Origin of the sequence: uncultured Helicobacter sp. (assembly GCF_937906905.1) — a bacterium.
In the GTDB taxonomy this organism is placed as follows: Bacteria; Campylobacterota; Campylobacteria; order Campylobacterales; family Helicobacteraceae; genus Helicobacter_B.
The window spans coordinates 44449-67883 of the sequence record NZ_CALERY010000003.1 but is presented as its reverse complement, the minus strand read 5'-3'; the positions used below and the strand labels follow the sequence as shown (position 1 = coordinate 67883).

The following is a 23435-nucleotide window of genomic DNA, read 5'->3' as shown; positions in this document are numbered from 1 at the left end:
CTTGTTGTATAAGTGTTCCATAGATTTTAGCGAGATTTTTTGTATTTGCCTAGATTTTGCGATTTTCTAGCAGGGCGAGTGCCTTTTTGGTGAGATTTGCGATAGGGGGCAGGGAGTCAAGCGCGAAAAACTCTGCGCCAGATTCTGCAAGGATTGAGGCGGCATTTGCTAGCTGGAGTTTATATACATGTGCGGTAATGGCGTATTTGGTATAAGAGTGAGCGAAAGAGCCTAGCAGATAATGTGTAGGCAAGGGGCTTTGTGGTATTTGGGCTTTGGCGATTATAGGGAGATTGTAGAGACCTTTGTAGAGATTCTCGCTTGATTTGCATAGTGCGATAGAATCCAGCTTTTGACAGATAGCTAGGTGGAGGGTTAGGGGGATTTTGGGAGCTTTTGGCTTAATGGTTATGGGCTTAAACGCACTAGCGCAGTGGCTTGCTATGGGGCAGCTCGCGCATTTAGGCGATTTGGTGCAAATAAGCGCGCCTAGATCGATTAGAGCTTGGTGGTAGTCAAAGACTTTGTCCGCTTGCGGGAGCAAGGACTCTGCTAGGGCTAGTAGCTGGCTTTGTGTGAGATCTTTGGCTATAAGCCGCTGCAACACGCGCGCAATATTGCTATCAGCAAAGTGCGCCACCCTCCCAAAGCCAAAGCACATAATCGCCCCTGCAGTATAAGCCCCAATGCCCGGCAACGCCTGCAAAGATTGCAAGTCATCAGGCAGCTTGGCATTATGCTGCTTTACACAAAGCTTGGCGCAGGCGTGGAGATTCCTAGCGCGCGAGTAGTAGCCAAGCCCCTGCCATAAATGCAGCACTTCTTGCTCGCTAGATTCTGCTAGCGCACTCAAGGCAGGGAAGCGCGTAAGAAATGGGAAATAGTAGGATTCTAGCACGCGTGAGAGCTGCGTTTGCTGGAGCATTATCTCGCTGATGTAGATTTCATACGCGCAGCTGCCATCGCGAGGTAAATTGCGCCAAGGGAGCGACTGGCGCCCATGCGAGGCATACCATGAGAGCAGTGCTTTGTGGAGCGTAGGCTTATTGGCTACAACATTTGCCACACTTGCACTCGTTGCTAGATTCTACACTCGCTGCTGCATACTCGATTTTCCAATACGCCATGATATAGAGTAAAAACGACAGACATAGCAGCACAAACCATACCAGCCACCAAACCCAATACACCCACATCAATCCAGACTCTTCAATGCCCTGCACAAAGCTCTGCGCATCGACCCCAGCCCCTATGCCAAACCCAACCACAAGGCAAAACCCAGCAAACAACGCCACTGCGCATACCCGAGCCACAAATCCAAGCCTAAAATACCGCACACCAGTCCGCGCACCAAGCTCTTTTGCTACCCCACGCTCTAACAGCAAAAATACTACGCTAAACCCAGCGCACAACAAATATATGATGATGACCCCAAACATATCATCAACAAAGGATTCTAGCACTAGCCAAAGCACAATGAGAAAGACTAGCAGTGTGAAAAATCGCACGCAATTTAGCACAAATACATTTGAGCCACAAAGCTTGGAGAAAAGATATGAGCCAATCATATAGCACACAAATGCCCCCACATACCCAGCACACGCAAGCATAAGCGTAAATTCTAAATCCAAAGTGCTGCTTACAAGCACCAGAGCCACACACATAAACATACCCAGCACACCCCAGCGCATGAGGATTTTGCTCCTGTGAAATGCAGGATTTTGCGTGGCAATTGGACTTTGCATGCTGGTGATACTCCTAAATATGCTTGGTTGTGATTTATTGACTAGGCTAGAAGCCCTAGAAATTCTGCCCTTGTGCGTGGATCGCTCCTAAAAAGTCCGCGCAAGGCACTTGTTTTGATAAGTGGATTCTGGTTGCTACCGCGCATACTCATACATAAATGCCGCGCTTGACATACGACCATAACGCCCTTTGGCTCAAGGAGATGGGAGAGCTCATCAGCGATTTGATTGGTGAGATTCTCTTGGATTTGTAGTCGCTTGGCAAAGGTTTGGACTAAGCGCACGACTCCGCTAAATCCAGCAAGCCTATCTTGTGGCACATAGCCGATATGGATAGCCCCAAAAAATGGCAGGAGATGATGCTCACACATCGAGTAAAACTCTATATCCTTTAGCAGCACCATTTGATCCATATTGTCGTTGTCAAAAAGTGTGCCTAGCGCGTCTTTTGGGCTTGTAGCATAGCCGCTGTATAAAGTGGATTCTAGCTCTTGGAGGCGTTTGGGGGTGTTGGATAAGCCTGCGCGATTGGGGTCCTCACCTATGCGCTCACAAAATGCGTGGAACTCCAGCTCCGCTTGGGCTAAGGATTTATCGCTCATCATCGTCCTTGCAAAGATTGTATGCGATTCTCTATGCTTGGGTGTGTGCTAAAGGCTTCACTAATGCTAAAGATATAGGCAGCTTGGCGGGTTGGATTGGTGTCAAGCTGGGAGAAGTCGTTGCGCTTGTAGCTTGCTTCAATTTTTTGCAGGGCGGAAATGAGCGGATTGGGATTATTCATAAGATACGCGCTTCCTGCATCTGCCATATACTCTCTACTGCGGCTTAGGAACATTTGTAGCCAAAGGGTAAGGATTGGCAGGATAAATTGCAAGATAAGCAAGATTGTGCGAGCTTTGTTTGCTCCATCAGCCCTATTGCCCCCTAGGAAGAGATACACCGCGCTATTGCACAGCAGCAGCAAAATATTGCTCAAAATCCCCACGCACATCGTCAGCCGCACATCGCCGTGGCGTATATGACTTAGCTCGTGGGCTAGCACGGCTTTTAGCTCTTGGTCATCTAGGCTAAGGGCTAGGGCTTTGGTAATGGCGATAAGCGAGTTGCTCTCACTCCAGCCACTAGCAAAGGCATTCATATAAGGGGCGTGGATAAGATAGAGCCTAGGAGAAGTCGCGCTAGAAGAGCGGCGCAGCACATCATCAAGCGCGTTGCGCACACGGGCTTGCAAGGGCTCTAGTGGCACACCTTGGGGGAGCTCTTCATACTCGTCGCCAGCAAGCATAATGGCATCAAAACGCGAAATGCTATACATAATAATCCCCACTGCCACAAGGCTTGTAAGCGCGGTGATAAGCGGAAATTCTCGCAGGCTTAGAAGCAGGTAGAATCCATACTCAAGGCTTGGGGCATTGATACGCACAATATCTACCAAAAGCCCTATAAGCAAGAAGATAACCACATAAGACGCTAGCACAGCATAAGTCTTTAGCGCGTTTTTTTGCAAGATCGCTTGAAAGTTCATTATGTCCTCCTTGGTTGTAGGGTTGATTGGGTGGTATTGTATCGTGTTATTGGGTGGTTTATCATTTGTTTTGGGTGGGGGCTTGGGGCTTTAGGTGCTGCTTTAGCACCTGCTCTAAAAAGCTTGTGGCATACGCGCCACTTGGTAGGCTGAAGTGTAGCTCTGCTTGGGCGACTTCTGGCTTGTAGCAAAACTCCACATCACTTGCCCATACCCACGCATATCGCCTAGAGCTGGGTGCTGGGATTGGAGCTAGGAAGCTCTGCTCTAGCTGCTTGGCAAGCGTGCTTGGGGCTTTTAGATTCTGCCCGCTTAGTGCGCCTGTGGGGGAGAAGCCCTGCTGGCTAAATCGCTCGCACTCCGCTCTTGTAGCAGAATCTAGGCTAAAAAGCTTGCCGTGGGGATAGTGGCAGCACAGATCGCCATCTAAAAGCGTGAGAGCTTGGGGCTGGGCGCATAAGGATTCTAGTGCGGCTGTGGGGAGAGATTGTAAAAACTGCGCACAAAGGGTGGCAGCGCAAGTATCTTGCGCACTTTGGAGGGAGTTTTCAAAAGTGGATTCTAACCCACAAGCTGAATCCCTTGAAAAAGTGGATTCTAGGGGGGGTTTGGATTCTAGGGCTTGGGCTGCATAGTGGCGCGTGATTTCTTGTAGCTCTTGTGGGCTAAACTCCCTAGCCCACGCACTTAGAAGCACCCTAGCTCTAAGCCAAGCATTAAACAAAAAGCTTTGATAGCTTGAGATAAAAAACTCCTGCATAGCGCGGTTATATCGCTTTGTGTGAAAAAGTGGATTCTGGTGGGTTTGTGCGTGCGTGCTAGCAAAGCTTGGGTGCAGCTGCGCTAGTAGGGAGAGATAGGGGCTTGTTTGGGCGTTTTTGCGTTTGCTAAGGGATAGCCCTAGCAGATAATTATCCCCATTTATGCCAAATCGCTGGAAGCCAAAAAAGTTGGGGAAGCCATTTTGGACGATGTGTGAAAAAGTGGATTCTAGCTTTTTGGCATTGGTGGGATTAAGCTTTTTTAGCCGCACGAAAAAGCGATTGCCTTTCAAATGTCCTAGGCGGAGCTTGTTGCTATGCAGCGTGCTATCAAGCAGCTTTATGTCGTGCTGCTTTGCTAAGGAGTCAAAGATAGCACAGAAGTGTTGCGTGCTTTTTGCTGGGAGCGAGAGATATTGCGTGGTGGTGGCGTGCTTGTCCTTTAAGCCGGCATAACCTATGGATTTTGTGGGGAGGTTAAAGGCTTGGGCGATGATGTTAAGTAGCTCAAAGGTGCTTAGATTTTTTTTCCTTACCCTTAGGATTCTATGCTCGCCACTGCCGCTAAAGGCATAGAGTGGGATCTCTTGCACGACAAAATCCCTGCTACTATGCGCGAAATAGCAAGAAATAGGCGCGTGTGAGTAGGCGAAATACATCACACCACCACGCGTTTTAGAGTGGGGGAGAGATGGGTTAAGATCACATAAGGGATCGTGTGAAACGCCCTAGCCCACGCACTCACATCATCAAAGACGCAAATTTCTTCCCTTTCACTTTGGCAGGAGAAGTTATCCATACTCATCACAGGCAGGATTTTTTCTCCGCTGGCGCAAGTGAGATTCTGCCTAGAATCTATGCGGAATAATCCATCACCATAGCCCACATCATAGGTGCTAAAGACTCCATCTTTTTCCACGACACTAACCCCTCCATAGCCGATCTTATCACCCTTTTTAAGAGCTAGGCTAGAGATTTTGCGCGCCCAAAGGCTAGCGATGGGCTTTAGCGCGATATGTAGCGGCAGCTCGCTTGTGTGGTAGCCATACGCGCCAATGCCTATACGCACCAAGTCCCCCAAATCTTGCGCACTATCTGTGCCTAAGCGCAATGCCCCGCTGGTGCTAAGAGAGTGGAATCTAGGCGTGGGATAATTGCGCGCTTTGCACCATTTTTGCACCCTTTCTCTCACATCGCTAAATGCTTGTATCGTGGTAAAAAAGCCTTCATCATCATTATCGCCATAGCCATTATGCCCAAACACCCCAGCAAGCGTGATATGCCGCGCCTTTTCAAGCAGCGATAATGCGCAATCTAGCTCATCGCTGGCAATGCCGTTTCTATTCATACCGATATTAACCTTTAGCTCGATATTGCGTGTTTTGTGGGCGTTTTTATGCGCCGTGGCGCAGGATTCTAGGGCTTGAAGTGAAGGGATAGAAGCCCAGATATTGCTAGGCGCATTTGGCGGGATCTCGCCATAGAGCGCGGTGATAGTGTCAAAAAGCTGGGCTATACTTAGGGCTTCTTCATAGTTTTTGACAAACACAGATTCTATGCCTGCTTGCTTGGCTAGGGGTGCGATTTGCCTAAGTCCGTGTCCATAGGCATTGTCTTTTAGCACTAGTGCGAGATTGGGGGTGGTGGGGCAGGCTTTGGAGAGTTCATTAGTGATTGCTGTAAGATTGTGGAAAAACGCTTGAGAGTCAAGGCGGATATATGCCATAGAGAGCCTTTTAGGGTAGATAGGAGATTATACCAAAGCCACGAGCAAACTCCTTAGATTCCAGCAGGCTGGGATCTAGCATATAGATTCTAAGGCAGAATCTATATGCTAAATGCGTGTAGCGGATAGGGCTTGCCTAAGCGCTTTAGCTCAAGGTAGGCGCGAATGCCTAGCATCTCATCTGGGCGGAAACTCTTAAGCTCCTGCTGGGCTTGCTCTATCATCTCAAGCTCGATGAGCACGAAGAGATACGCACTTTGTGCATTCTCATCATCGCTTGCAAGCTTTTCAAAATATGCCAGCCACTCATCTGGGCTAAGCAGATTCTGCAGAGATTTGGCAAGCGCGAGATAGTCATTTGAGCTAAAATGCACAACCTTACAAAGCCTAGCTGGAGAGCCTAGCGTGATACGCGCGCTGATACAATGCTCAAGCGCTCGTGCCACACTCTCTACATCAAGGCAGTCGCAACACTCGCTTTGCAAGGCTTTTAGCAGCTCTTTTTCTTTGGCATTGTGCATGATGACACTAAAGGCTAGCTGACGCAGCTCTGGGGCTAGACTCTTATCGCAAAATGCCTCAAGCGCATTTTTTACACTTGCTTGAATGTGGTTTTTTTGGTTTTGCAGGGCAAATGGATTGTCTTTACTTAGGGGCTGCTTGCGCAAATCCTCCGCTTGCCCATGCGCGATAGAATCATAGATCGCGAGCAGTTTGTCGATTTTGCCACAGCCAGAATCAGGCGAATCGAGCTTAGGCGTAAGCGCGAATCGAGCCAGAATCTTAGAAATCTCTGCCACACCCTTATGAGAAAATCTCGCATGCTTAGGCGACTCTGTGCTTTGGTGTGGATTCTGGGGCTGGCTTAACTGCGGTGGCGTGCTAGATTCTAGCAAAGCAAGAGGAGAGGGGCTAAGCGATAGAGCCTTGGTATAGATTTCATCTGCAAGTATAGTAAAATCTTTCTCCAGTCGCTTTGCTGCCATAATCTCGCGCAATTTCTTATAAAACAACATAAGCCCCGCGCACACAACAAACACTCCCACAGGCACACTCGTCCAAAATGCCACTTTAAGCGCCGTATCTGTGGCTAAATCATATCGCTGTATGCCAAGCGTAGCTGCCCCCACAAATACCACGAGTAGAAAAATAATCGAAAATAGCGCATAGTATGTGAATTTCATCATGGCTCCTTCTAGGGGTTATTGGCTTTTTGTAGCTGCTCTTTCTCGTAAATTTCTTTCTCATAAATCTCGCGACAAGTGATACAAAAGCGCGCGTGCGGCTTTATCACTAGGCGCTCTTGGCTGATTGGCTCATCACACATCTCACAAATCCCATAGCAGTTGTCCTGGATTTTTTGCAAAGAGAATTCTATCTCGGCAAGCTCGATTGTGTATTTTTCGATGATAAGCGCATCGAGATTGCCTTGGATTTTGGCAGAGACAAGATCGCTATCATCAGTGATATTGCTTGCGTGCAGGTCGCGGATATTAGCGTTTTTGATATCGAGAATCTCGACGAGATTTTGCTTGCGTGCGAGCAAGATATCTTCAAATTTTTGGAGTTTCTTGGTTTTTTTGCTGGCTTTTTTGGGTGTGGGCGATTTGGACGCTTTAAGGCTAGGCACTGATACTCCTTATTTGTGGTATGGGTGATTAGCAAGCAAGCTTAGCGCGCGATAAATCTGCTCTAGCACGATGACCCCTACAATCGTGTGGCTAAATGTCAATGGGCTTAGGCTAATTGGCAGCGTGCGCGATAAAAATTCCTCCTCAAATCCAAACGCCCCGCCAATAAACACTGCCACCTGCGCCTTACCCTCAAAAAGCCTAGCAAACTCCACAGAATCCACGCTCCGCCCAGCAGGGTGCAGCGCGATATTGGCAGCTCTCTGGGAGAGGAGAAATGGAGCAAGCGCTTTTGTGTAGGCTTTTTGCGCACCAGATTCTAGCTTTTGCGCGTTTGCAATGTCTTTTGAAAAAATTTGCTTCGATTCCACTTCTGCACCAAATCCTTTGCAAAGCTTTTGATAATGCCCTTCTAGTGGGGTTAGGGGTGCTGGCTTAGAGATGGTGTAGAGCTGGATTTTCATGGTTGTATGGATTTAGATAGAGACTTAGCTCGCTTAGGGTTTTGCGCAAATTGCTACGCGAAACCACCATATCGATAAGCCCATGCTCTAGGAGAAACTCCGCTGTCTGGAAGCCCTCTGGCAAATCCGCACCGATAGTCTGCTTGATCACCCTCGCCCCAGCAAACCCTATCATCGCACCTGGCTCTGCGATAATCACATCGCCCAAGAATGCGAAGCTTGCGCTCACGCCACCAAATGTCGGGTCTGTAAGCACAGAGAAAAAGGGGATTGCATGCTCGCTTAGGCGATTTAGCGCAGCAGAGGTCTTTGCCATTTGCATGAGCGAATAGGTAGATTCCTGCATTCTCGCCCCACCGCTTGTGGAGATGATGACTAGGGATTGGTGCTTTTGCACGGCACGATCGATTGCGCGCACGATCTTTTCGCCCTCCACCGAGCCAAGACTCCCGCCCATAAACGCGAAATCAAACACCACTATCTGCATAGGCACGCCCTCGATCAGCCCCTCACCCGCGATGACAGAGCTTGGGCGACCGGTTTTTTGCTCGTATTTTTTCACGCGCTGTTTATAGCTCTCTTTATCTACGAAGTTAAGCGGATCTACGGGAGCTAGTGTTTTGTCGTATTCTACAAAGCTATTGGTATCACAAAGGATAGTGATTCTGTCATTTGCCGAGATTCTAAAGTGATAGTTACATTTGGGGCAGACTTGCCCAGAAGCAGCGACTTCTTTGTTATACATGAGTGCGCCGCATTTTTGGCATTTGATCCAGTGGCTTGTTGTGTCTTTACTGCTGCGCGCTTCATCACGCTTGATGTTTTTTAAAAACTCCATAAAGCCCATGGTCGCTCCTAATGATTCTCTAATCTTTACTCAAGGATTTGTCCAATCATACCAAAAACTTGCTTATTTTGGCTTACAAGCAAGAAGTCGCCATGCTCTAGGATATGCAGATTTCGGCATAGAAATAGCCCTGCTAAGGCGTCATACCTGCGGATTTGCCCACCAAAGAGAAAAAACCCATGCTCGAGTGCATAGGCTAGCGAGAGCGCACTAGCGCCCAGCGAGCGGAACTTGCAGTGTCGATCACGGAGCTTGGCAGCAAGTGTGGGATTAGAATAGGCTTTTTCAAAGATTCCGCATTTGGGGCTAGTATGAGCGAGCGGAAGTGGGGCGAGTGTAGGGAAGTGGAGCTTAAGCGTAGTGAAATTTAGAGTGGCTTGTGGGCTAGATTTTGTATTAGGTGCTGAATTGGATTCTGGGGCAGAGTCCAGAATCTGCACGCAGTCATAAAACACCTCGCCACTGCAGTAGTTTATCACAGCAGCTTCTTGCACTTGCCCCGCACTATCACACAGAGCGAGACTCGCGCCATAGTAGGGGATCCCAGAGAGATAATTATCGCTGCCATCAAGCGGATCTAGCACGATTGTGGGGAGAGCTGGAGTGGCATGGACAAAAGGTGCGCAAGCAGAATCCACAGAGCTAGAATCCACTTTTGCGCCTGCTAGGATTAGCCCGCTTTCTTCGGAATCGATATGCGCGATATGTGATAAATGCTTGACAAAAATCGCTTCGCATAGCAAATCCGCACCTATGCTGATATCGCCCCCAGCCCCTTGCGTATGTCGCTCTAGCAGCGCATGCTCGCGTGCTAGAAGCTTTGGCGCGATCTCTCTGGCTGCCTCTAGCACGCCACATAGAAATGGGCTAAACTCACCAACTCGCACTTATGCTCCTTAAGACTAGATTCTAGAGCGCAATTGTAATGCCCCCTAGCGTAAAATTTGCTAAAGTCAAATTCCACTACAATACGCCAATCCCAACTGGAGCAAGCATGCAAGGCTACATCATCTGGATACAAAAGCAAAAAAGCGAAGATCTCATTATCCAGATTCTAACCCCCACAGAGCTTAAGACACTCTATCGATTCTACGGCGCTCGTCATAGTATCATTCACCTAGGACGCAAAATCGACTTCACCCAAGAGCACAACGGCATTTTCATGCCAAAGCTCCGCAACATCATGCACTTAGGATTCTCGTGGGAGCGGGAAGCAGAGCGGCTATATGTGTGGCAGCGCTTCACCCTGCTGCTGCATAGACATCTGCGCGATATCTCTGTCATCGATGAGGAGTATTTTAGGATTTTGGATTCTGGAGCGCATAGGCTTGGCTCGCAAAATCCCAAACGAGTCGCGCTTGAAATGTATGCGCAAATCCTCCAGCTAGAGGGGCGAAACCCACTCTCCCAGCGCTGTATTATTTGTGAGCGAGGGTTTGGCGAGGAGGGGGACTCTAGCGTGCGAGAATCTATCCAGCAAGGCTTTCTTGATATTGGGGCGGATTCTGGAGCAAGAGATAGAGCGCGCGAGACAGCGCGCCTGATACCACATGCCAACACGCCCATACGCGTGCTACATGCCTTTGTAAGCGCGCATGTAGAGTGTGCTACTGGGGAAATCCTGCCCTATGGCAAGCTAGAATCCTACCTGCGCAGCGCAAGCACCATAGCACTAGATGATGAGGAGATCGAGCGCGCTTATCGCGTGCTGCTATGTGGCATGTAAAGCGCAGAGACTAGGGAATGCTACTTGGATTGTGGCTTAAACTCTACCTTTATCTCACGGCGGATTATTCCAAACTGCCTAAGCGTGTGCGAAAATGCTGGGAAAAACCAGCTAGCCCAATGCTGGTGTGGCAGCTCGCGCGGGATAGTGATGACCACAGAATCTAGCCCTTTAAACTCTGCCTCTTGCATTTGCGCTACCCACGCTTTTGCATAGGCTCTATGCTGCAAGTAGGCATCTCTAGGGCGCTCATCATAGCCCTGAAATGGGTGCAAAAAGCTAAAAATCACAACAAACACCGCGGGTGCTATGAGCCTAGGCATAAAGCGCAGCAGCAGAGCAAGCCACACGCAAGCAGTGATCGCCACACTTAGTAGCAGCCCGCTCATTAGATAATGCTTCGCGCCACAAGATGAGACAATCCCCACATAGCCAATCGTCAAAATCGCAAGCCAAAGAATGTGCGCCGCAATAATGCCGCGAAGCTCTTTGTGCCTAAAGGCGAGATACACCACAAAAAGTGTCAAAGTAATAAAAAGCACCCAAAATCCCGCACGGAAGCTTTTGAGATGTTTTATCGCATAAGAAATCCCAAAGCCAAAGTCATAGCCCCCGCAGTAGCTCCCACGCCCCCCATGTAGCCCATACCAAACCGCCACGAGAAATAACCCCACACAAAGAGCTAGCACAAGCCCATAGAAGCCAAGGGATTTGATGAGGACTAGTGGGGCTAGGGACTTGTGCTGCTGGAGTCTAGCAAGGGTGGCAAAGAGTAGCGCGACTCCGCAGTAGCTTGATAGGATAAGCGCGGAGCTTGTCATAGAAAACTGCGCGAGATAGAGCGTTACCCCCCCCCCCCCGATTATGAGCGCGCGCGTAGTGGAGTCAAAGCTCTTAGGCAGGACTTGCTCGCTTGGGCGCAGAATCTGCGCAAATTGATAGCGCATAAGCAGGGTAAGCAATGCTAAATTTAGGAGATTTGGGATAATGTAGAAAGCTGTGAGAGTGAGCGTGTAACCCACACCCTCTTCTTGCAAATCTGCTGGGAGAAACAATGGCATAAACGAAGCCTTGCTCGCGCAAAAGCCGATGATGACAAAGCTGCTCGTGCTAAAAAGCGCTAGAATCTGGTGGCGCGTGATAAGCAGACTCAAGCGATAAAGAAGATAGCACACAGCAAGCGTAGAAGCACTTAGCACAAACGCGCAGGTATAGACCATCGCATCGACAAAATCTAGCCCACTAAGCGGCATAAACACATACGCACACAGCACGCCAAGCCCCGCGTGTGCAAGTAGCGGTAGAATCCTATCTGGGATCCAGCCATTATCGCCTGGCTTCATCGTGCCATAGACACTAAGGTATTGCCAATCATCACCCCAAAATGGCAGCGTAGGGTAGGCATAGCCAAAAAAGAGCAAAAATACACCCAAAAGCAGGGCGAAATACACCGCGGTAAGCACACGCGAGTGGTGAGAAGCTTGGGGGCTTGGAGATGAGTTTTGGGCGGATTTTGTAAGGGATTGTGGCTCATGTATCATGGTTAAACCTTATGTGAGACTATAAAAATTTGCGCATTATAGCTTGTCTTTATTAAAATGGGCTTGCCTAATTGCAGAAATAGGGAGACGAAGAGTCGCCTACGCAGAGGCAGGCAAGCAGTAAAATCTATGTAGCTGAAAAAATTCCACACTACTAATGTGTGAGCTAGCTGGTATAAGTGCTTTAGCCCTATTGCAAGAGCCTAAGGACATTTTGCTGCACGGCGTTTGCCTGCGCCATAGCGAAGCTTCCACTCTGTGCCAAAATGTTAAATTTAGAGAAGTTTGCTGACTCGCTAGCGAAATCCACTTCACGGATTTGCGATTCTGCGGCTTTGACATTGACTTGGGTAACAGAGACATTGTTGATAGTCGCTACTAGCTGCATTTGCACAGATCCAATGTCTGCTCGCACTTTATCAAGCTGCGTCCTAGCAGAATCTGCCATATCCATAACAAGCATAGCACCCTTCAGGCTTGTAACCCCAGCACCAATGCCCTTCCAGTTCAAATCGCTTTGCGCGGTGTTGGCGTTTGCCCCATAGGCACTTGCGACATTCGCGCCAAAAATCCCACGCAGCTCGCGCAAGTTTGCAGTGTATTCTGCGATACCTTGTGCGGAGTGGAATCCTATGTGGCTGTAATTTACCCCACTCACAAGAATATCCCTAGCATCCGTGCGGATAAGCGTGAGCCGCCCAACGATAGCGTGATTGACCCCAGAGATACCATTAAAATCCCCACCGCCAAAGACTTGCGCCGCTTCGCCGCCGCCTTGGATTTGGATAGCTCTGCCATCTGGGGAGCTAAGGTTTAGCCGCCCTGTGATGTCAAGGTAGGCATACACGCCTGTGCGCTCTTTGACACTATTTATCGCGTTAATGAGCCGTCCATCAGAGTCGTTTTTGCGCACATCATTGATATTCCCAATGGTTGTGCCGTTAATCACTAGATCTCGCACCGTGCCAGACATCACCGGCAGCGAGCTTGTGGCTTGGACATTATAAGAAGCGCGGATACCTAAAGTATCAGAAAATTTGTTGATAATCTCACTTAAAGCGCCCACACCTGTGCCAGCAGAAGTAGAGATTTTTGCCGCTTCGAGTTGGAAAGAATTGACCCCATCAGTTTGCAAGAAATTTAGGCTTACTTCGGAGAGATTTAGCCCCCCAGCACTCGCTAGCATTCCCTCGCCTAAGATTGAAGAAGACTCCATACGGACATGCCCGATTTTGTTGGAGTTGGTAGGACCGATAGAGGCTTTTACCGTGGTGTTAGAATACGCGCCGATTTGGAACTCTTTGTTAGAGAAAGAGCCAGAGAGCATTTGCTGTCCGTTGAAGCTTGTAGTGTTTGCGATATTATCAAGCTCTTCTAGCAAGCGTTGTATATCGCTCTGCAAGGCGCGGCGAGACTCTAGCGTCTGCCCATCTTGCGCGGCTTGGATAGCCTTTGTCTTAATCGTGTCTAAAATCTTTAGCTGCTCGTCCATCGCTTTATCTGCGACTTGGATCATACCAATGGCGTCATTGGCGTTGCGAATCGCCTGCCCCAAGCTCTCGCTTTGTGAGCGCAAGCTATCGGCGATCGCCATACCAGAAGCGTCATCAGCAGCTTTATTGACCCTAAGACCAGAGCTTAGCTTCTCTAGTGATTGCCCTAGCTCACGATTGACCTGCACGCCTGTGGTGTGCGCTGTCAGCGCGGCGATGTTTGTGTTTATCCTAAAGCTCATAATGCATCCTTTGCAATGTGATTGTGCTAAGGGTGAAGCAATAGGCGTTCCAAAATTAAAGGTAAATGGATTTTTGCCGATTAGGGTGGGCTATGAGCAGGGAAGAAAGATTGTGCTAGAATCCACTTTTAGATTCTAGCTAAAGGGTGGCAAATGGGCGATATGATACTCTCACGCATTATAGATAGCACCAAGGAGCGCGTAGCCCAGTGCAAAAAGCAGCTCCCACTACACGCCTTGCGCGAGCAGGCTGAAGCCCTGCATAAGGCAAAGCCCCATACAAGAAGCTTTGAAAACGCCCTGCGCACTAAGGGTTTAAGCGCGATTTGCGAGATTAAAAAGGCTTCGCCATCAAAGGGCATTATCAATGCTAGCTTCCCCTACCTTGACATCGCTAGAGCGTATGAGAGAGCTGGGGCAAATGCCATCTCCTGCCTCACAGAGCCGCACTACTTCCTAGGCAGTGATGAGATTTTCACACAAGTGCGAGAGATTTGCCCCCTGCCTATGCTACGCAAGGACTTCACAATCGACCCATATATGATCTATCAAGCAAAAATTATGGGCGCGGACGCGGTGCTGCTTATTGTGAGCGCGCTAGATTTGCCGCAGCTTAGGGATTTCTACGCGCTGGCAGAATCGCTTGGGCTATGTGTTTTGGTAGAGACACACACAGAGCAAGAGATCGAGCAAGCCTTAGAGCTTGATGCGCGGATTATCGGCGTGAATAATAGAGACTTGCACACCTTTAGTGTGAGCTTGCAAACAAGCCTAGATCTGCGCCCTCTCGTGCCAGAATCCAAAGTCTTTGTCAGTGAGAGCGGGATAGGGAGTGTGAGCGACTTGCGCAAACTGCTAGAATCTAAAGTCGATGCTGTGCTTATAGGCGAGTGGTTTATGAAAGAGGGTGCAAGCGCGCTTACAGAGCTTATGACTAGAGAGTTACAGGATTGAGCGCTAGAATCGGGCTTGCGCGATTTACCCAGAATCTAAAGGAGCAACATGACAATCCACAAATACTGCGCCAATGGCAATGACTTTTTGATTTTCCATACATTTATGCAGCAGGATTTCGCCACGCTTGCACGCGGGCTCTGTCATCGCCATAGTGGGATTGGCGCAGATGGGCTTGTCGTGCTGCTACCTCATCTGCCACCCCATACACTAGATTCTGGAGCTACATCAAGCACTAAGCCCCCAGAATCTACCCCCACACTCCCACCAATTGCCTATCGCTGGGATTTTTACAATGCTGATGGCTCGCGCGCAAATATGTGTGGCAATGCCTCGCGCTGTGTCGCACACTATGCCTACCACATGGGACTCGCCCCTGCTAAGCATGCCTTTATCACAAGTGTGCAGCACGATATCATCGAAGTATGCGTAGAATCTAGCTCACAAAATCATACACAAGCGCAAGAGTCTATGCCACAAGTCTCAGGCGCTATGGCTTGCGCGATTGTCGCAAGCAATCTCGGGCGCTATCGCGATCTCACTACACTCCCTGCCGGGCGCGATGTCCTGCCGGATATGCCTATGCCAGCGAGCTTGGCAGATTTGGGTATGGAGTGGGCATATATCGATACAGGCGTGCCTCATGTCGTGGGGTTTTTGCCAGATCATGGGCTTTTACAAGGCTTAATCGCTAAAGATACCAGCATAAGCGCAGAGATTCTAAGCTTCATGCGCGCCCTGCGGCGACACTATAATGCCAATGTCAATCTCGCATATGTGCAAAGCCCTGACCTCATCTATCTAGCCACCTATGAGCGGGGAGTGGAGGATATCACACTAGCTTGTGGGACAGGCATGGCTGCGGTGCTGCTAGTGGGACATATCATGCTAGGGCTAGATTCTCGCGCAACACTTATCCCACCAAGCGGGGAGAGACTCTGTCTCTGGTGCGAGCATGTAGGGCTAGAATCCAAAGCAGATTCTAGCGCGAGGGGTGTAGATTCTGCCTATCCAGCTATGCGCGTATTTTTGCAAGGAGAAGTGCGGCTAGTGGCGGTGTGTGAAACAGGGCTTGGCTTTTAGAAGTAAGCATTGATCTTGCGATTTTAAGAAGCTAGACTCTGCTTAGTTAAGCGGATTTATCCCGCATACTCCACAGACTAGAATCTGGTTTTGCACTAGATTCTAGTCTTTCATAGATATTCTTAGTCTTCCAACGCCCATTGTGAGCGGTATTTATGGAATTTATATTATTTATATAAAAATATTCACACTTAAGTCATAAAGTTTTTTATATAATCATACTTTGCATTCTGTCGCACTCATCGTATCAAATCACGAGAATTTGCGTTTGACTTGCCATATTTTATTATTTGGAGATTATCATGCGTGCTTTAGTTATGCTAGGTGGAGTTTTTATATGTATAGGGGCGGCACAGGCGCTAGAGAAGCCAGAGCAACGCACACTACACGAAGTCTCCACGATCGCCTCGCGCATTCCCGCCCCCATAGAGCAAGCTCCGGGTAATACCACCATAATTGACAAGCGCGATATTGCCCTGCGCCCAAATTATCGCTTCACCGATACGCTGCGCGGACACGAGGGCGTGCTTCAGCCTAAAGGTAGAGGTATGGAGACCTTTGATGGCGCGATGATTCGAGGCATTAGCAATGGTGCGCTGCTTATGGTAGATGGCGTGGTGCTAAATGATATTAACAACAACACCAAAATGCTAACCACAATGCGCGCACACGACTTAGAGCGCGTGGAAATCACGCGCGGAGCTAGCTCGGCTCTGTATGGTTCAGGCGCGCTTAGCGGGGCTATCAACTTTATCACCGCTATGCCTGATTCGCTCTCTGTGTATGGCAGCCTAGGCTATGGGAATCCATTTAGCCACAATGGCGCACCAGAGAATCTCACAAATTGGTATCTAAGCGTGGGGGATAGCTTTTTTGACAAATCCTTGCGTGTGAAAGCCACTTATGGCGGGAGCTTCTCTAGCGGCTATGCAGCAGATAATGCGTGGGTCAATGCAAGTGGTGATAATGGCATAGGCGGCTTAAGCGGCAGCGTCCCATCGCACAAAACCGATGGCACGCCGATTGTGCTTGTGGGCGATATGGGACGCCAGCGATACGCCACACACGATGCTAGACTCAAAGCCCAAGCAGATATTGGCAGTAGTGGCGTGCTAGATGCGTGGGTGCAATACTCTAACTACAACTATATCCACCACCGCCAGCAAAGCTATTTGCGCGATGAAAACGGCAATGTCGCGTGGGGTTCTGCCACAAGCCCAAACAGCACACAAGGCAGCGCACCTTATGCGTTTGTGGGCGGTATGGGCAATGAAATTTATAATCAAGTCATCTCCGCCCTAAGCTATACACACTACTTTGGCAGCAATGAGTGGCGCACAAGCCTAAATCACACTTATGGCAATGATATTTGGGCTGGTCCTAGCGGCGGGGCTTCGCCCTTTGGCGGAGCTGGGAGCAAGCAAGATCACCACTACAACACGCTAAACTTTGAAAGCTCTTTTACTCTGCGTTTGTCCCAAGCCCATAGCCTGCTATTTGGCGTGCAGGAGCGATATAGCGGCTATAAGCAAAATGCCTATACTCTTAGCGATTGGCGCGAGTTTGCTTCTAGCACCGCACTTAGCAAGACAATCACCGGGGAGCATAATTTCCTAGGCGCATTTGTGCATTATCAGGCAAAGTGGGGCAAATATTTTAGCACCGGGCTTAGCGGGCGGTGGGATTTGTGGCAGGGCTTTGGCTACACAGACACCACCAAGCCCAATGCCCCAAATGCTACGCATAATCAGTTCTCCCCTAAGCTCTCACTAAATTTCACGCCCTTTTCTAGCGGCTTTAGCACGACAATCATCAAGGCTTCAGCTGGCAGCTCATTTCGCGCCCCTACTTTCAACCAAAAATTCCGCGACTATATCCGCAACGATGGCGTCCAAACTTCAGGCAACCCTAACCTAAAACCAGAAGAGCTATATAGCTATGATGTGGGGCTAGAGCAGTCCCTATACCCAGAATCCACTTTTGGCGCACAGGCGAAAATCTACTACTTTGATAGCTTTTTCACCAATGCCATAACCACCATCGGCAAAAATGTAGAAAACGCCCAGAGAGCGCGCATAAACGGCATAGAGCTATCATATAGGCAAAAGCTCTTTGGCTATGGGGGGCTGTTTGCAAGCTATACGCTCTACAATGCCAAGCTCACCCAAGATCTCGTATCAGGCAGCACGACAATCGCTGCGGGCAATCGCCTGCCCGGAGTCCCAGAGCATTCAGGCTATGTGCAGCTCTACTATGATGATGGCAGGCTCTTTGGCAGCCTAGGCTGTGAAATGGCAAGCAAGCGGTATAAGGACTTAGATAATGCGAGCCAAAAAGTGTGGGGCGTGTATTCTAGTAGTGATGCCTACTATTTGCTTGATATGCGGCTAGGGTATAGAATGAAATATCTTGAGCTAAGTGCTAACTTTACCAATTTGCTTGACTATCAATACTACGCCTACTACCGCGCCCCAGGCAGGGCATTTTACCTAGAAATCGCCGGAAGATTTTAAAGAAATCTGGCTTTTATGATATATGCAAAAGTGGTGAAAACCACTTTTGCAATCACTACTTTGGGCAACTCCCGCGCAATTTTTCTATGCTTAAAGCGCATGCAATCAAAAAAATAATTCAAATCACGCAAGCCTCAAATCATCAATGCGACACTGCAAAAATCCAAACCCCATTTATGCTACAATCGCGCACAGCAATTTGCCCAGAATCTACCAACACTAAAGGAATACCCAATGAGAGATGAGCTAAAGACATTTACACCAAGCGAAGAAGAGCTAGAATCCTACGCTTACGCCACGATTACCACAGACAAAGGCGACATACATATAAGGCTTTTTGGCGAGCATGCACCCCAAGCCGTAAGCAATTTCGCCACGCTCGCGCAAAGTGGATTCTATGATGGGCTAAACTTCCACCGCGTTATCGCAGGCTTTGTCGCCCAAGGTGGCTGCCCTAGAGGCGATGGCACAGGTGGTCCAGGCTATAGAATCGCCTGCGAGCTTAGAGGCAACCCCCACCGCCATAAGCGCGGCTCACTCTCCATGGCGCACGCTGGACGCGATACAGGCGGAAGCCAGTTTTTTCTCTGCTTTGTGGATTTGCCGCATTTAGATGGCGAGCACACGGTGTTTGGGCAGATTGAAGATGAGGCGAGTCTCGCAGTGCTTGACTCTCTGCGCCAAGAAGACAAAATCATGACAATCACAATCTCTAGCCAAGCCCCTCAAGGATAGCCTGCAAACCTAGCAAAATCTATCGAGAATCCCATGAATTGGAAACAACGCGTTGCAGAAAGAATTGTGCCTAGGGTTGGGTGGATTCTGGTGTGGCTACTCTATGCACTTAGCCGCAATCGCTTCTATATCCACCCAAGCGTGCGCGAGAGCAATGCGATTTTGGCGTTTTGGCATGGCGAGATTCTCATGCTTCCTATACTTTATCGCAAGCTTCGCAAAAATCCCGATATTTATATCCTCTCTAGCAGTCATTTTGACGGAGGGTTGATTGCTAGAATGTGCGGGCATTTTGGGTTTAAAAATGTGCGCGGTAGCACCGGAGGTAATAAAGGCGGCGTGCGAGCTCTGCTGCAGCTAATCTCTGTGCTAAAGGCTGGCAGCGATGTTGGGATTGCCGTAGATGGACCCAGAGGACCATATCATCATATCGCTGATGGAGTCATCATGATGGCACAAAAAACAGGCAAACCCATCAGCGTGTGCCGTGTAGTGCCCAGCTTAGGCTATAAGTTAGGCACTTGGGATAGATTCATGCTGCCCATGCCTTTTGGGAAAATATGCTATTATATGGACGAGAGTTTCACACTAGATGCGAGCCTTAGCCTAGAAGAGGCTCGGGCGGTGGTAAAGAAGCGTATGCAAGGGTAGGAAATGGGGCTTTTTAGTGCTGTGGTATCGCCGTTTTTTAGCAAGGTATTTATTGCGATAGATATCGATGCGCTTACCTGCACGCTCAAAATTGTGAGAATCAAAAATCACCGCACCATAGAATCTATCACCAAAGAATTCCGTGCCACCGAGTCCAAACTCCCCATGGACGCTATTAAGCTTATCCGCAGATACAAGCGCGCCTATCCTTTCACCTATGTAAGCGCAATGATTAAAGCTCTCTCACAGGGAGTAATTTTGCAAAAAGATTCCAAAGACTTCGTGCCAGGCAATATCCGCCTAGGTGAGTGTGGAATCGTGAGCAATGGCGAGATCAAGGCATTTGCCAAGCGTGGCGCGATAAAGGATTTCATCACTAAGTGCTATGCCAGGATTGATGGGATTGACTTCCTTTTCTCGCCATTCTCGCTCATCAATTTTAACGCCCACGAAATGCCAACGCTTGGGAACAATATCTATGTCTTGCTCCAGCGCAGCAATATCGCACTTATGGTGGTAAGTAAAGGTCGCACGACATTTAGTGGGTTTTTCATCGCTGAAGGCGAAGTCCCCATACTGAACAAAGAGGATACACACATGGGTGTGGAGCTAAAAAATTTCGATGATTTTTCGCTTGATGAGGATTTTGATGAATTTGCCAAAATCGAGCTAAATCCAAGTCTCGAGAATCTCCAAACCGATATGTTTATCCCAAATCTCGATGAAACAAAGATTGTTTATGACGACATGCCAAAAGCCAAAATCATCAGCAAAATTATCCTTGATGCCATCAAGGAATACTACCAAAATCCCCTCTATCGCGGTGAGTTTATCGATAAAGTGATATTTCTTGATGCGTGCAAAATGAGTGATCATGCCTTTGAATTTATTGCCAAAGAAATGATGCTAGAGACGATTAAGCGAGATTTCAATCTCCCTGACATGCTCATAAAATTTGCGCAAAAAGAGCTGAAAGGAGCATAATGGCACTAAGCTTTATCCGCCCCAAAGTCAAGCATATTTTTGCCAAAATCACCAAAATCTGGTGGCTATATTTTGGGCTGACAATTATGATTTTGGTGGGATTTTATATATTTTTGGAGCATGAGATTGGCGCTTCGATTGCACGCACAGAGCACTATAAGCTCGAGCAAAAAACCCTCCAGCAGCATATTGTGGAGGTAGATGAGCACTTCGAGCGACTAGTCTATGAAGCCACGCTTGTGCATCAGCGAATCGACAAAAACGATATCCGCCGAGACAAACTCCACGATCTCCTTGAGCTAGTCCCTGATAAAATCACGCTGCGCTTTATTGAAATCAATGATAGCACGCTGGTGCTAAAAGGCGTAACACCTTCTAAGGAGTTTTTCTTTTTCGCGCTTCAAGACCCGCTCAAAGCCAATTTCGGGCATTCAAATGTGAATTTCTACGCGCTCTCAAATGGCTGGTATGAGTTCATCTCCATAAGCCACGCCCCCACCCAAGCGAGCAAAAGTGTGGATTCTGCGCAGAGACAGACAGGCACGCCTGTGGAATCCACAAAGGAGTAGGCTAGATGAAACCTTTTCCTAGTCGCGTCGATACAGACTTAGTTATCCGCAATCTCATCTACTCCGTGCTGTATGCGAGCATGATTCTGGCATTTTTTAGCTATTTGCTTTGGCCGCTTATTTTAAAATTCAAATCCCAATATGTCCAAGAGCGCCGTGAGAAAATCATCTACACCGAGATTAAGAAAAACTATGACGCCTCCGTGCAGCGACTAGGGGATTTTGTGATAAACAATAGCCCATCATTTACCAAACTTAATAACCAAAAGGCATTTGATGAGATGCAGGCACTTGTGAAAGAATACCTGCAAGTAAAAAGCCTTAAGCGCATAGCAGAATCTACGCAAGAAGATGACCAGACACGCAGCGTTACCTATGCGTTTGTCGCAGAGACAAAGCAGGTGGAGAAAATTTGGCAGCTCATGGATAGGCTCACCTCTCTGCAAGCAAGCGCGGTGATAAAGCCTCCTGTGAGAATCCAGCGTGCGAGCATGCGCTCAAGCACCTATGAAGTCGCTTTCAGTCTTGAGCTGCGCTACAGCACCTACCAAACCCCAGCGCATTTGCAAGCTATTCTCGCCCAAAGCTCAAGCAAACATGAAAAAAGCCCACAAAAAAGCACAGATAAAGAAAAAAGCGCCAACACAGATTCTAGCGCAGAATCCACCCAGTCGCAAAACCCCATACAGCCCAAAGCCACAGAGTCAAACGAGCATTCTACCAACAGCGCAGAATCTAGTTCTGCAAGGTAGCCACGCTAAAGCCCTAACATGAAAATCCTTGCCATTATCGCGGTGATTTTTGCGTTTTTGCTTGGGAGCAAAATCTATATCTATCGCCGTGTGTTGCGATACTCGATATTTTTTGTCAATCATCGCAAGCTTTTAATTCTCGCACTATCAGTGCTATTTGCTGCTGAGGTTGGATTCTGGCTACTGGCTAAGGACACTCGATTTAACGCTGTGAGCTATAGTCTGCTTGGCTCATGCGTGGCGATTACTTACTGCCTCTTTGCTGCGTGCATAGTAGCAGATGTCGCTGGAATCTTTGTGCGGGCATTTAGGAAGCTTACCTGTAGAATCCGCGCTATGCAAACACAAAATCCACACAAGATGTCAAGCCCAATCTCAAAACAAACAAGCGCACAAGAGCATGGATTGGATTCTAATGCACTAGATTCTGGCAGCTCTGTCTCTCCTGCTGCCATGTCCAGCCAGTGTGGCACTGACTTTTGCGCTGCCATAGCTCCTAACGCCACCAAAGTTTCTAGTAGATTCTCCCCAGGACGGCGCAGATTTTTAAAGATCTTGCATGATTTGGGCATTTTTATGCTGTTTTTCTTATTTTTCTTTACTAGCAGAAATGCCGCGCTCCACACTCCACCACTACGCCATGTCCAAATCCCTCTCCCTCGCCTGCGCGAGCAAAAGCGCATAGCTCTTATCTCCGGTGCATATTGGGCATACGCTTAAGGGCGATTTTCTTGCTAGAATCGTGGAGCAAATCAATACGCTAGATGCTGATATTGTGGTGATTGTGGGGGATTTGGTAGATGACTATATTGATAGGATCGCGCATGAATTTGCTGCGCTGGATTCTATAAAAAGCAAAGAGGGTGTATTCTATGTCAATGGCAACCACGAATACTACCACGACATAGAATCTATCATGCGCTTCCTGCGCCAAACTAGCGTGCGTGTGCTGGCAAATGAGAGCATAGAGCTTAGTGGCTTCAATCTCGCAGGTGTGAATGATCTCGCGGGCTTGCGCTTTGGCATGGAGGCGCCAGATCTAAAACGCGCCAAGCAGAATCTAAACCCAGCCAAGCCAAGTATCCTGCTCGCCCACCAGCCTAAATTCTCACGCCGCTATGATGTGAGTGATTTTGATCTCGTGCTTTCTGGGCACACGCATGCGGGGCAAGTTTTCCCCATGAGCGTGTTTGTGTGGCTTGATCAGCGATATGTGCATGGACTCTACACGCTAGATGAGAATCCCCAGAATCTCCACGATAAAAGCCCCCAAGATAAGAGATTCAAAGACAGCCCAGCCCAAGCAAAGCCACCCAAGAGCAAGGAGACCAAGCTCTATGTCAGCAGTGGGGCAGGATTTTGGGGACCAAGCTTCCGCTTCCTCGCCCCTAGCGAAATCGTCTGTATCGATCTGCTCCCAGCATAGTGTCTAAGCCACCCAACCTACCCACGAAATCTGCGTCTGCTATGTGGATTCTCACTTCTGGAAT

At 48.5% G+C, this 23435-nt stretch carries 24 protein-coding genes; 11 read left to right on the top strand and 13 right to left on the bottom strand.

From position 1 onward, the window contains the following. Positions 1 to 49: 49 nt before the first annotated feature. The 11 genes from Q0171_RS01725 to Q0171_RS01675 all read right to left on the bottom strand — a co-directional run bounded on the left by Q0171_RS01725 (position 50) and on the right by Q0171_RS01675 (position 9589). A complete protein-coding gene (locus Q0171_RS01725) occupies positions 50 to 1066 on the bottom strand; it encodes an A/G-specific adenine glycosylase (RefSeq protein WP_299326014.1) in 1017 nt (338 codons plus the stop codon). After that, positions 1044 to 1745 carry a hypothetical protein gene (locus Q0171_RS01720; protein ID WP_299326012.1) on the bottom strand — a complete coding sequence of 234 codons (702 nt, stop codon included), beginning with the start codon at positions 1743 to 1745 and terminating at the stop codon, positions 1044 to 1046. Before Q0171_RS01720 ends, Q0171_RS01725 begins: the two co-directional genes overlap by 23 nt. A gap of 41 nt (positions 1746 to 1786) precedes the next feature. Next, positions 1787 to 2347, bottom strand: a complete 561-nt coding sequence (folE, locus tag Q0171_RS01715) for a GTP cyclohydrolase I FolE (RefSeq protein WP_299326010.1) — start codon at positions 2345 to 2347, stop codon at positions 1787 to 1789. Next, the gene (htpX, locus tag Q0171_RS01710; RefSeq protein ID WP_299326008.1) at positions 2347 to 3273 is read right to left on the bottom strand and encodes a zinc metalloprotease HtpX; all 927 of its coding nucleotides are present in this window, start codon (positions 3271 to 3273) and stop codon (positions 2347 to 2349) included. The genes folE and htpX overlap by 1 nt, the downstream gene beginning before the upstream one ends. A gap of 61 nt (positions 3274 to 3334) precedes the next feature. Next, positions 3335 to 4693 (bottom strand): tRNA pseudouridine(13) synthase TruD, encoded by a 1359-nt coding sequence (locus Q0171_RS01705; protein ID WP_299326104.1) that lies wholly within the window; start codon positions 4691 to 4693, stop codon positions 3335 to 3337. Further along, positions 4693 to 5760, bottom strand: coding sequence for an alanine racemase (locus Q0171_RS01700; RefSeq protein WP_299326006.1), 1068 nt, complete (start codon positions 5758 to 5760; stop codon positions 4693 to 4695). Before Q0171_RS01700 ends, Q0171_RS01705 begins: the two co-directional genes overlap by 1 nt. 101 nt (positions 5761 to 5861) lie before the next feature. Then, positions 5862 to 6944, bottom strand: a complete 1083-nt coding sequence (locus tag Q0171_RS01695; RefSeq protein ID WP_299326004.1) for a hypothetical protein — start codon at positions 6942 to 6944, stop codon at positions 5862 to 5864. 11 nt (positions 6945 to 6955) lie between these two features. Continuing rightward, positions 6956 to 7390 (bottom strand): RNA polymerase-binding protein DksA, encoded by a 435-nt coding sequence (gene dksA, locus Q0171_RS01690; RefSeq protein ID WP_299326002.1) that lies wholly within the window; start codon positions 7388 to 7390, stop codon positions 6956 to 6958. A gap of 9 nt (positions 7391 to 7399) precedes the next feature. Next, a complete protein-coding gene (locus Q0171_RS01685; protein WP_299326000.1) occupies positions 7400 to 7855 on the bottom strand; it encodes a 23S rRNA (pseudouridine(1915)-N(3))-methyltransferase RlmH in 456 nt (151 codons plus the stop codon). After that, complete coding sequence (gene accD / locus Q0171_RS01680) at positions 7827 to 8702, bottom strand: acetyl-CoA carboxylase, carboxyltransferase subunit beta (RefSeq protein WP_299325998.1); 876 nt, start codon at positions 8700 to 8702, stop codon at positions 7827 to 7829. The genes Q0171_RS01685 and accD overlap by 29 nt, the downstream gene beginning before the upstream one ends. 26 nt (positions 8703 to 8728) lie before the next feature. Continuing rightward, the gene (locus tag Q0171_RS01675; protein WP_299325996.1) at positions 8729 to 9589 is read right to left on the bottom strand and encodes an inositol monophosphatase family protein; all 861 of its coding nucleotides are present in this window, start codon (positions 9587 to 9589) and stop codon (positions 8729 to 8731) included. A 38-nt stretch (positions 9590 to 9627) separates the two neighbouring features. Between Q0171_RS01675 and recO the strand changes: the two genes are divergently transcribed. Continuing rightward, complete coding sequence (gene recO / locus Q0171_RS01670) at positions 9628 to 10428, top strand: recombination protein RecO (RefSeq protein ID WP_299325994.1); 801 nt, start codon at positions 9628 to 9630, stop codon at positions 10426 to 10428. Between the two features lie 20 nt (positions 10429 to 10448). Here recO and Q0171_RS01665 read toward each other — a convergent pair whose 3' ends face one another. After that, the gene (locus Q0171_RS01665) at positions 10449 to 11969 is read right to left on the bottom strand and encodes a hypothetical protein (protein WP_299325992.1); all 1521 of its coding nucleotides are present in this window, start codon (positions 11967 to 11969) and stop codon (positions 10449 to 10451) included. 190 nt (positions 11970 to 12159) lie between these two features. Continuing rightward, entirely contained in the window at positions 12160 to 13704 is a 1545-nt protein-coding gene (locus tag Q0171_RS01660) for a flagellin B (RefSeq protein WP_150336946.1), read from the bottom strand. A gap of 153 nt (positions 13705 to 13857) precedes the next feature. Here Q0171_RS01660 and trpC point away from each other — a divergent pair, with 153 nt between their 5' ends. The 10 genes from trpC to Q0171_RS01610 all read left to right on the top strand — a co-directional run bounded on the left by trpC (position 13858) and on the right by Q0171_RS01610 (position 23371). Next, positions 13858 to 14658 (top strand): indole-3-glycerol phosphate synthase TrpC, encoded by an 801-nt coding sequence (gene trpC / locus Q0171_RS01655; protein ID WP_299325988.1) that lies wholly within the window; start codon positions 13858 to 13860, stop codon positions 14656 to 14658. A 48-nt stretch (positions 14659 to 14706) separates the two neighbouring features. Continuing rightward, a complete protein-coding gene (gene dapF / locus Q0171_RS01650; RefSeq protein WP_299325986.1) occupies positions 14707 to 15741 on the top strand; it encodes a diaminopimelate epimerase in 1035 nt (344 codons plus the stop codon). 302 nt (positions 15742 to 16043) lie between these two features. Beyond that, a complete protein-coding gene (locus Q0171_RS01645; RefSeq protein WP_299325984.1) occupies positions 16044 to 18254 on the top strand; it encodes a TonB-dependent receptor in 2211 nt (736 codons plus the stop codon). Positions 18255 to 18488: 234 nt separating this feature from the next. Continuing rightward, positions 18489 to 18989, top strand: a complete 501-nt coding sequence (locus tag Q0171_RS01640; protein ID WP_299325982.1) for a peptidylprolyl isomerase — start codon at positions 18489 to 18491, stop codon at positions 18987 to 18989. Between the two features lie 33 nt (positions 18990 to 19022). After that, the gene (locus tag Q0171_RS01635) at positions 19023 to 19640 is read left to right on the top strand and encodes a lysophospholipid acyltransferase family protein (RefSeq protein WP_299325980.1); all 618 of its coding nucleotides are present in this window, start codon (positions 19023 to 19025) and stop codon (positions 19638 to 19640) included. A gap of 3 nt (positions 19641 to 19643) precedes the next feature. After that, complete coding sequence (locus Q0171_RS01630) at positions 19644 to 20624, top strand: hypothetical protein (RefSeq protein ID WP_299325978.1); 981 nt, start codon at positions 19644 to 19646, stop codon at positions 20622 to 20624. Then, entirely contained in the window at positions 20624 to 21193 is a 570-nt protein-coding gene (locus tag Q0171_RS01625) for a hypothetical protein (RefSeq protein WP_299325977.1), read from the top strand. Before Q0171_RS01630 ends, Q0171_RS01625 begins: the two co-directional genes overlap by 1 nt. 5 nt (positions 21194 to 21198) lie before the next feature. Continuing rightward, a complete protein-coding gene (locus tag Q0171_RS01620) occupies positions 21199 to 21945 on the top strand; it encodes a hypothetical protein (protein ID WP_299325976.1) in 747 nt (248 codons plus the stop codon). Positions 21946 to 21963: 18 nt separating this feature from the next. After that, positions 21964 to 22665, top strand: a complete 702-nt coding sequence (locus Q0171_RS01615; RefSeq protein ID WP_299325974.1) for a hypothetical protein — start codon at positions 21964 to 21966, stop codon at positions 22663 to 22665. After that, positions 22643 to 23371 carry a metallophosphoesterase gene (locus Q0171_RS01610; protein WP_299325972.1) on the top strand — a complete coding sequence of 243 codons (729 nt, stop codon included), beginning with the start codon at positions 22643 to 22645 and terminating at the stop codon, positions 23369 to 23371. Before Q0171_RS01615 ends, Q0171_RS01610 begins: the two co-directional genes overlap by 23 nt. Positions 23372 to 23435: the final 64 nt, after the last annotated feature.

Excerpts from the sequence above, each read along its gene's own strand:
- Q0171_RS01720 (WP_299326012.1), bottom strand. The coding sequence starts at position 1,745 with ATGCAAAGTCCAATTGCCACGCAAAATCCTGCATTTCACAGGAGCAAA.
- folE (WP_299326010.1), bottom strand. The coding sequence starts at position 2,347 with ATGAGCGATAAATCCTTAGCCCAAGCGGAGCTGGAGTTCCACGCATTT.
- htpX (WP_299326008.1), bottom strand. The coding sequence starts at position 3,273 with ATGAACTTTCAAGCGATCTTGCAAAAAAACGCGCTAAAGACTTATGCT.
- Q0171_RS01705 (WP_299326104.1), bottom strand. The coding sequence starts at position 4,693 with ATGTATTTCGCCTACTCACACGCGCCTATTTCTTGCTATTTCGCGCAT.
- Q0171_RS01700 (WP_299326006.1), bottom strand. The coding sequence starts at position 5,760 with ATGGCATATATCCGCCTTGACTCTCAAGCGTTTTTCCACAATCTTACA.
- Q0171_RS01695 (WP_299326004.1), bottom strand. The coding sequence starts at position 6,944 with ATGAAATTCACATACTATGCGCTATTTTCGATTATTTTTCTACTCGTG.
- Q0171_RS01685 (WP_299326000.1), bottom strand. The coding sequence starts at position 7,855 with ATGAAAATCCAGCTCTACACCATCTCTAAGCCAGCACCCCTAACCCCA.
- accD (WP_299325998.1), bottom strand. The coding sequence starts at position 8,702 with ATGGGCTTTATGGAGTTTTTAAAAAACATCAAGCGTGATGAAGCGCGC.
- recO (WP_299325994.1), top strand. The coding sequence starts at position 9,628 with ATGCCCCCTAGCGTAAAATTTGCTAAAGTCAAATTCCACTACAATACG.
- Q0171_RS01665 (WP_299325992.1), bottom strand. The coding sequence starts at position 11,969 with ATGATACATGAGCCACAATCCCTTACAAAATCCGCCCAAAACTCATCT.
- Q0171_RS01660 (WP_150336946.1), bottom strand. The coding sequence starts at position 13,704 with ATGAGCTTTAGGATAAACACAAACATCGCCGCGCTGACAGCGCACACC.
- trpC (WP_299325988.1), top strand. The coding sequence starts at position 13,858 with ATGGGCGATATGATACTCTCACGCATTATAGATAGCACCAAGGAGCGC.
- dapF (WP_299325986.1), top strand. The coding sequence starts at position 14,707 with ATGACAATCCACAAATACTGCGCCAATGGCAATGACTTTTTGATTTTC.
- Q0171_RS01645 (WP_299325984.1), top strand. The coding sequence starts at position 16,044 with ATGCGTGCTTTAGTTATGCTAGGTGGAGTTTTTATATGTATAGGGGCG.
- Q0171_RS01640 (WP_299325982.1), top strand. The coding sequence starts at position 18,489 with ATGAGAGATGAGCTAAAGACATTTACACCAAGCGAAGAAGAGCTAGAA.
- Q0171_RS01635 (WP_299325980.1), top strand. The coding sequence starts at position 19,023 with ATGAATTGGAAACAACGCGTTGCAGAAAGAATTGTGCCTAGGGTTGGG.
- Q0171_RS01630 (WP_299325978.1), top strand. The coding sequence starts at position 19,644 with ATGGGGCTTTTTAGTGCTGTGGTATCGCCGTTTTTTAGCAAGGTATTT.
- Q0171_RS01625 (WP_299325977.1), top strand. The coding sequence starts at position 20,624 with ATGGCACTAAGCTTTATCCGCCCCAAAGTCAAGCATATTTTTGCCAAA.
- Q0171_RS01620 (WP_299325976.1), top strand. The coding sequence starts at position 21,199 with ATGAAACCTTTTCCTAGTCGCGTCGATACAGACTTAGTTATCCGCAAT.
- Q0171_RS01615 (WP_299325974.1), top strand. The coding sequence starts at position 21,964 with ATGAAAATCCTTGCCATTATCGCGGTGATTTTTGCGTTTTTGCTTGGG.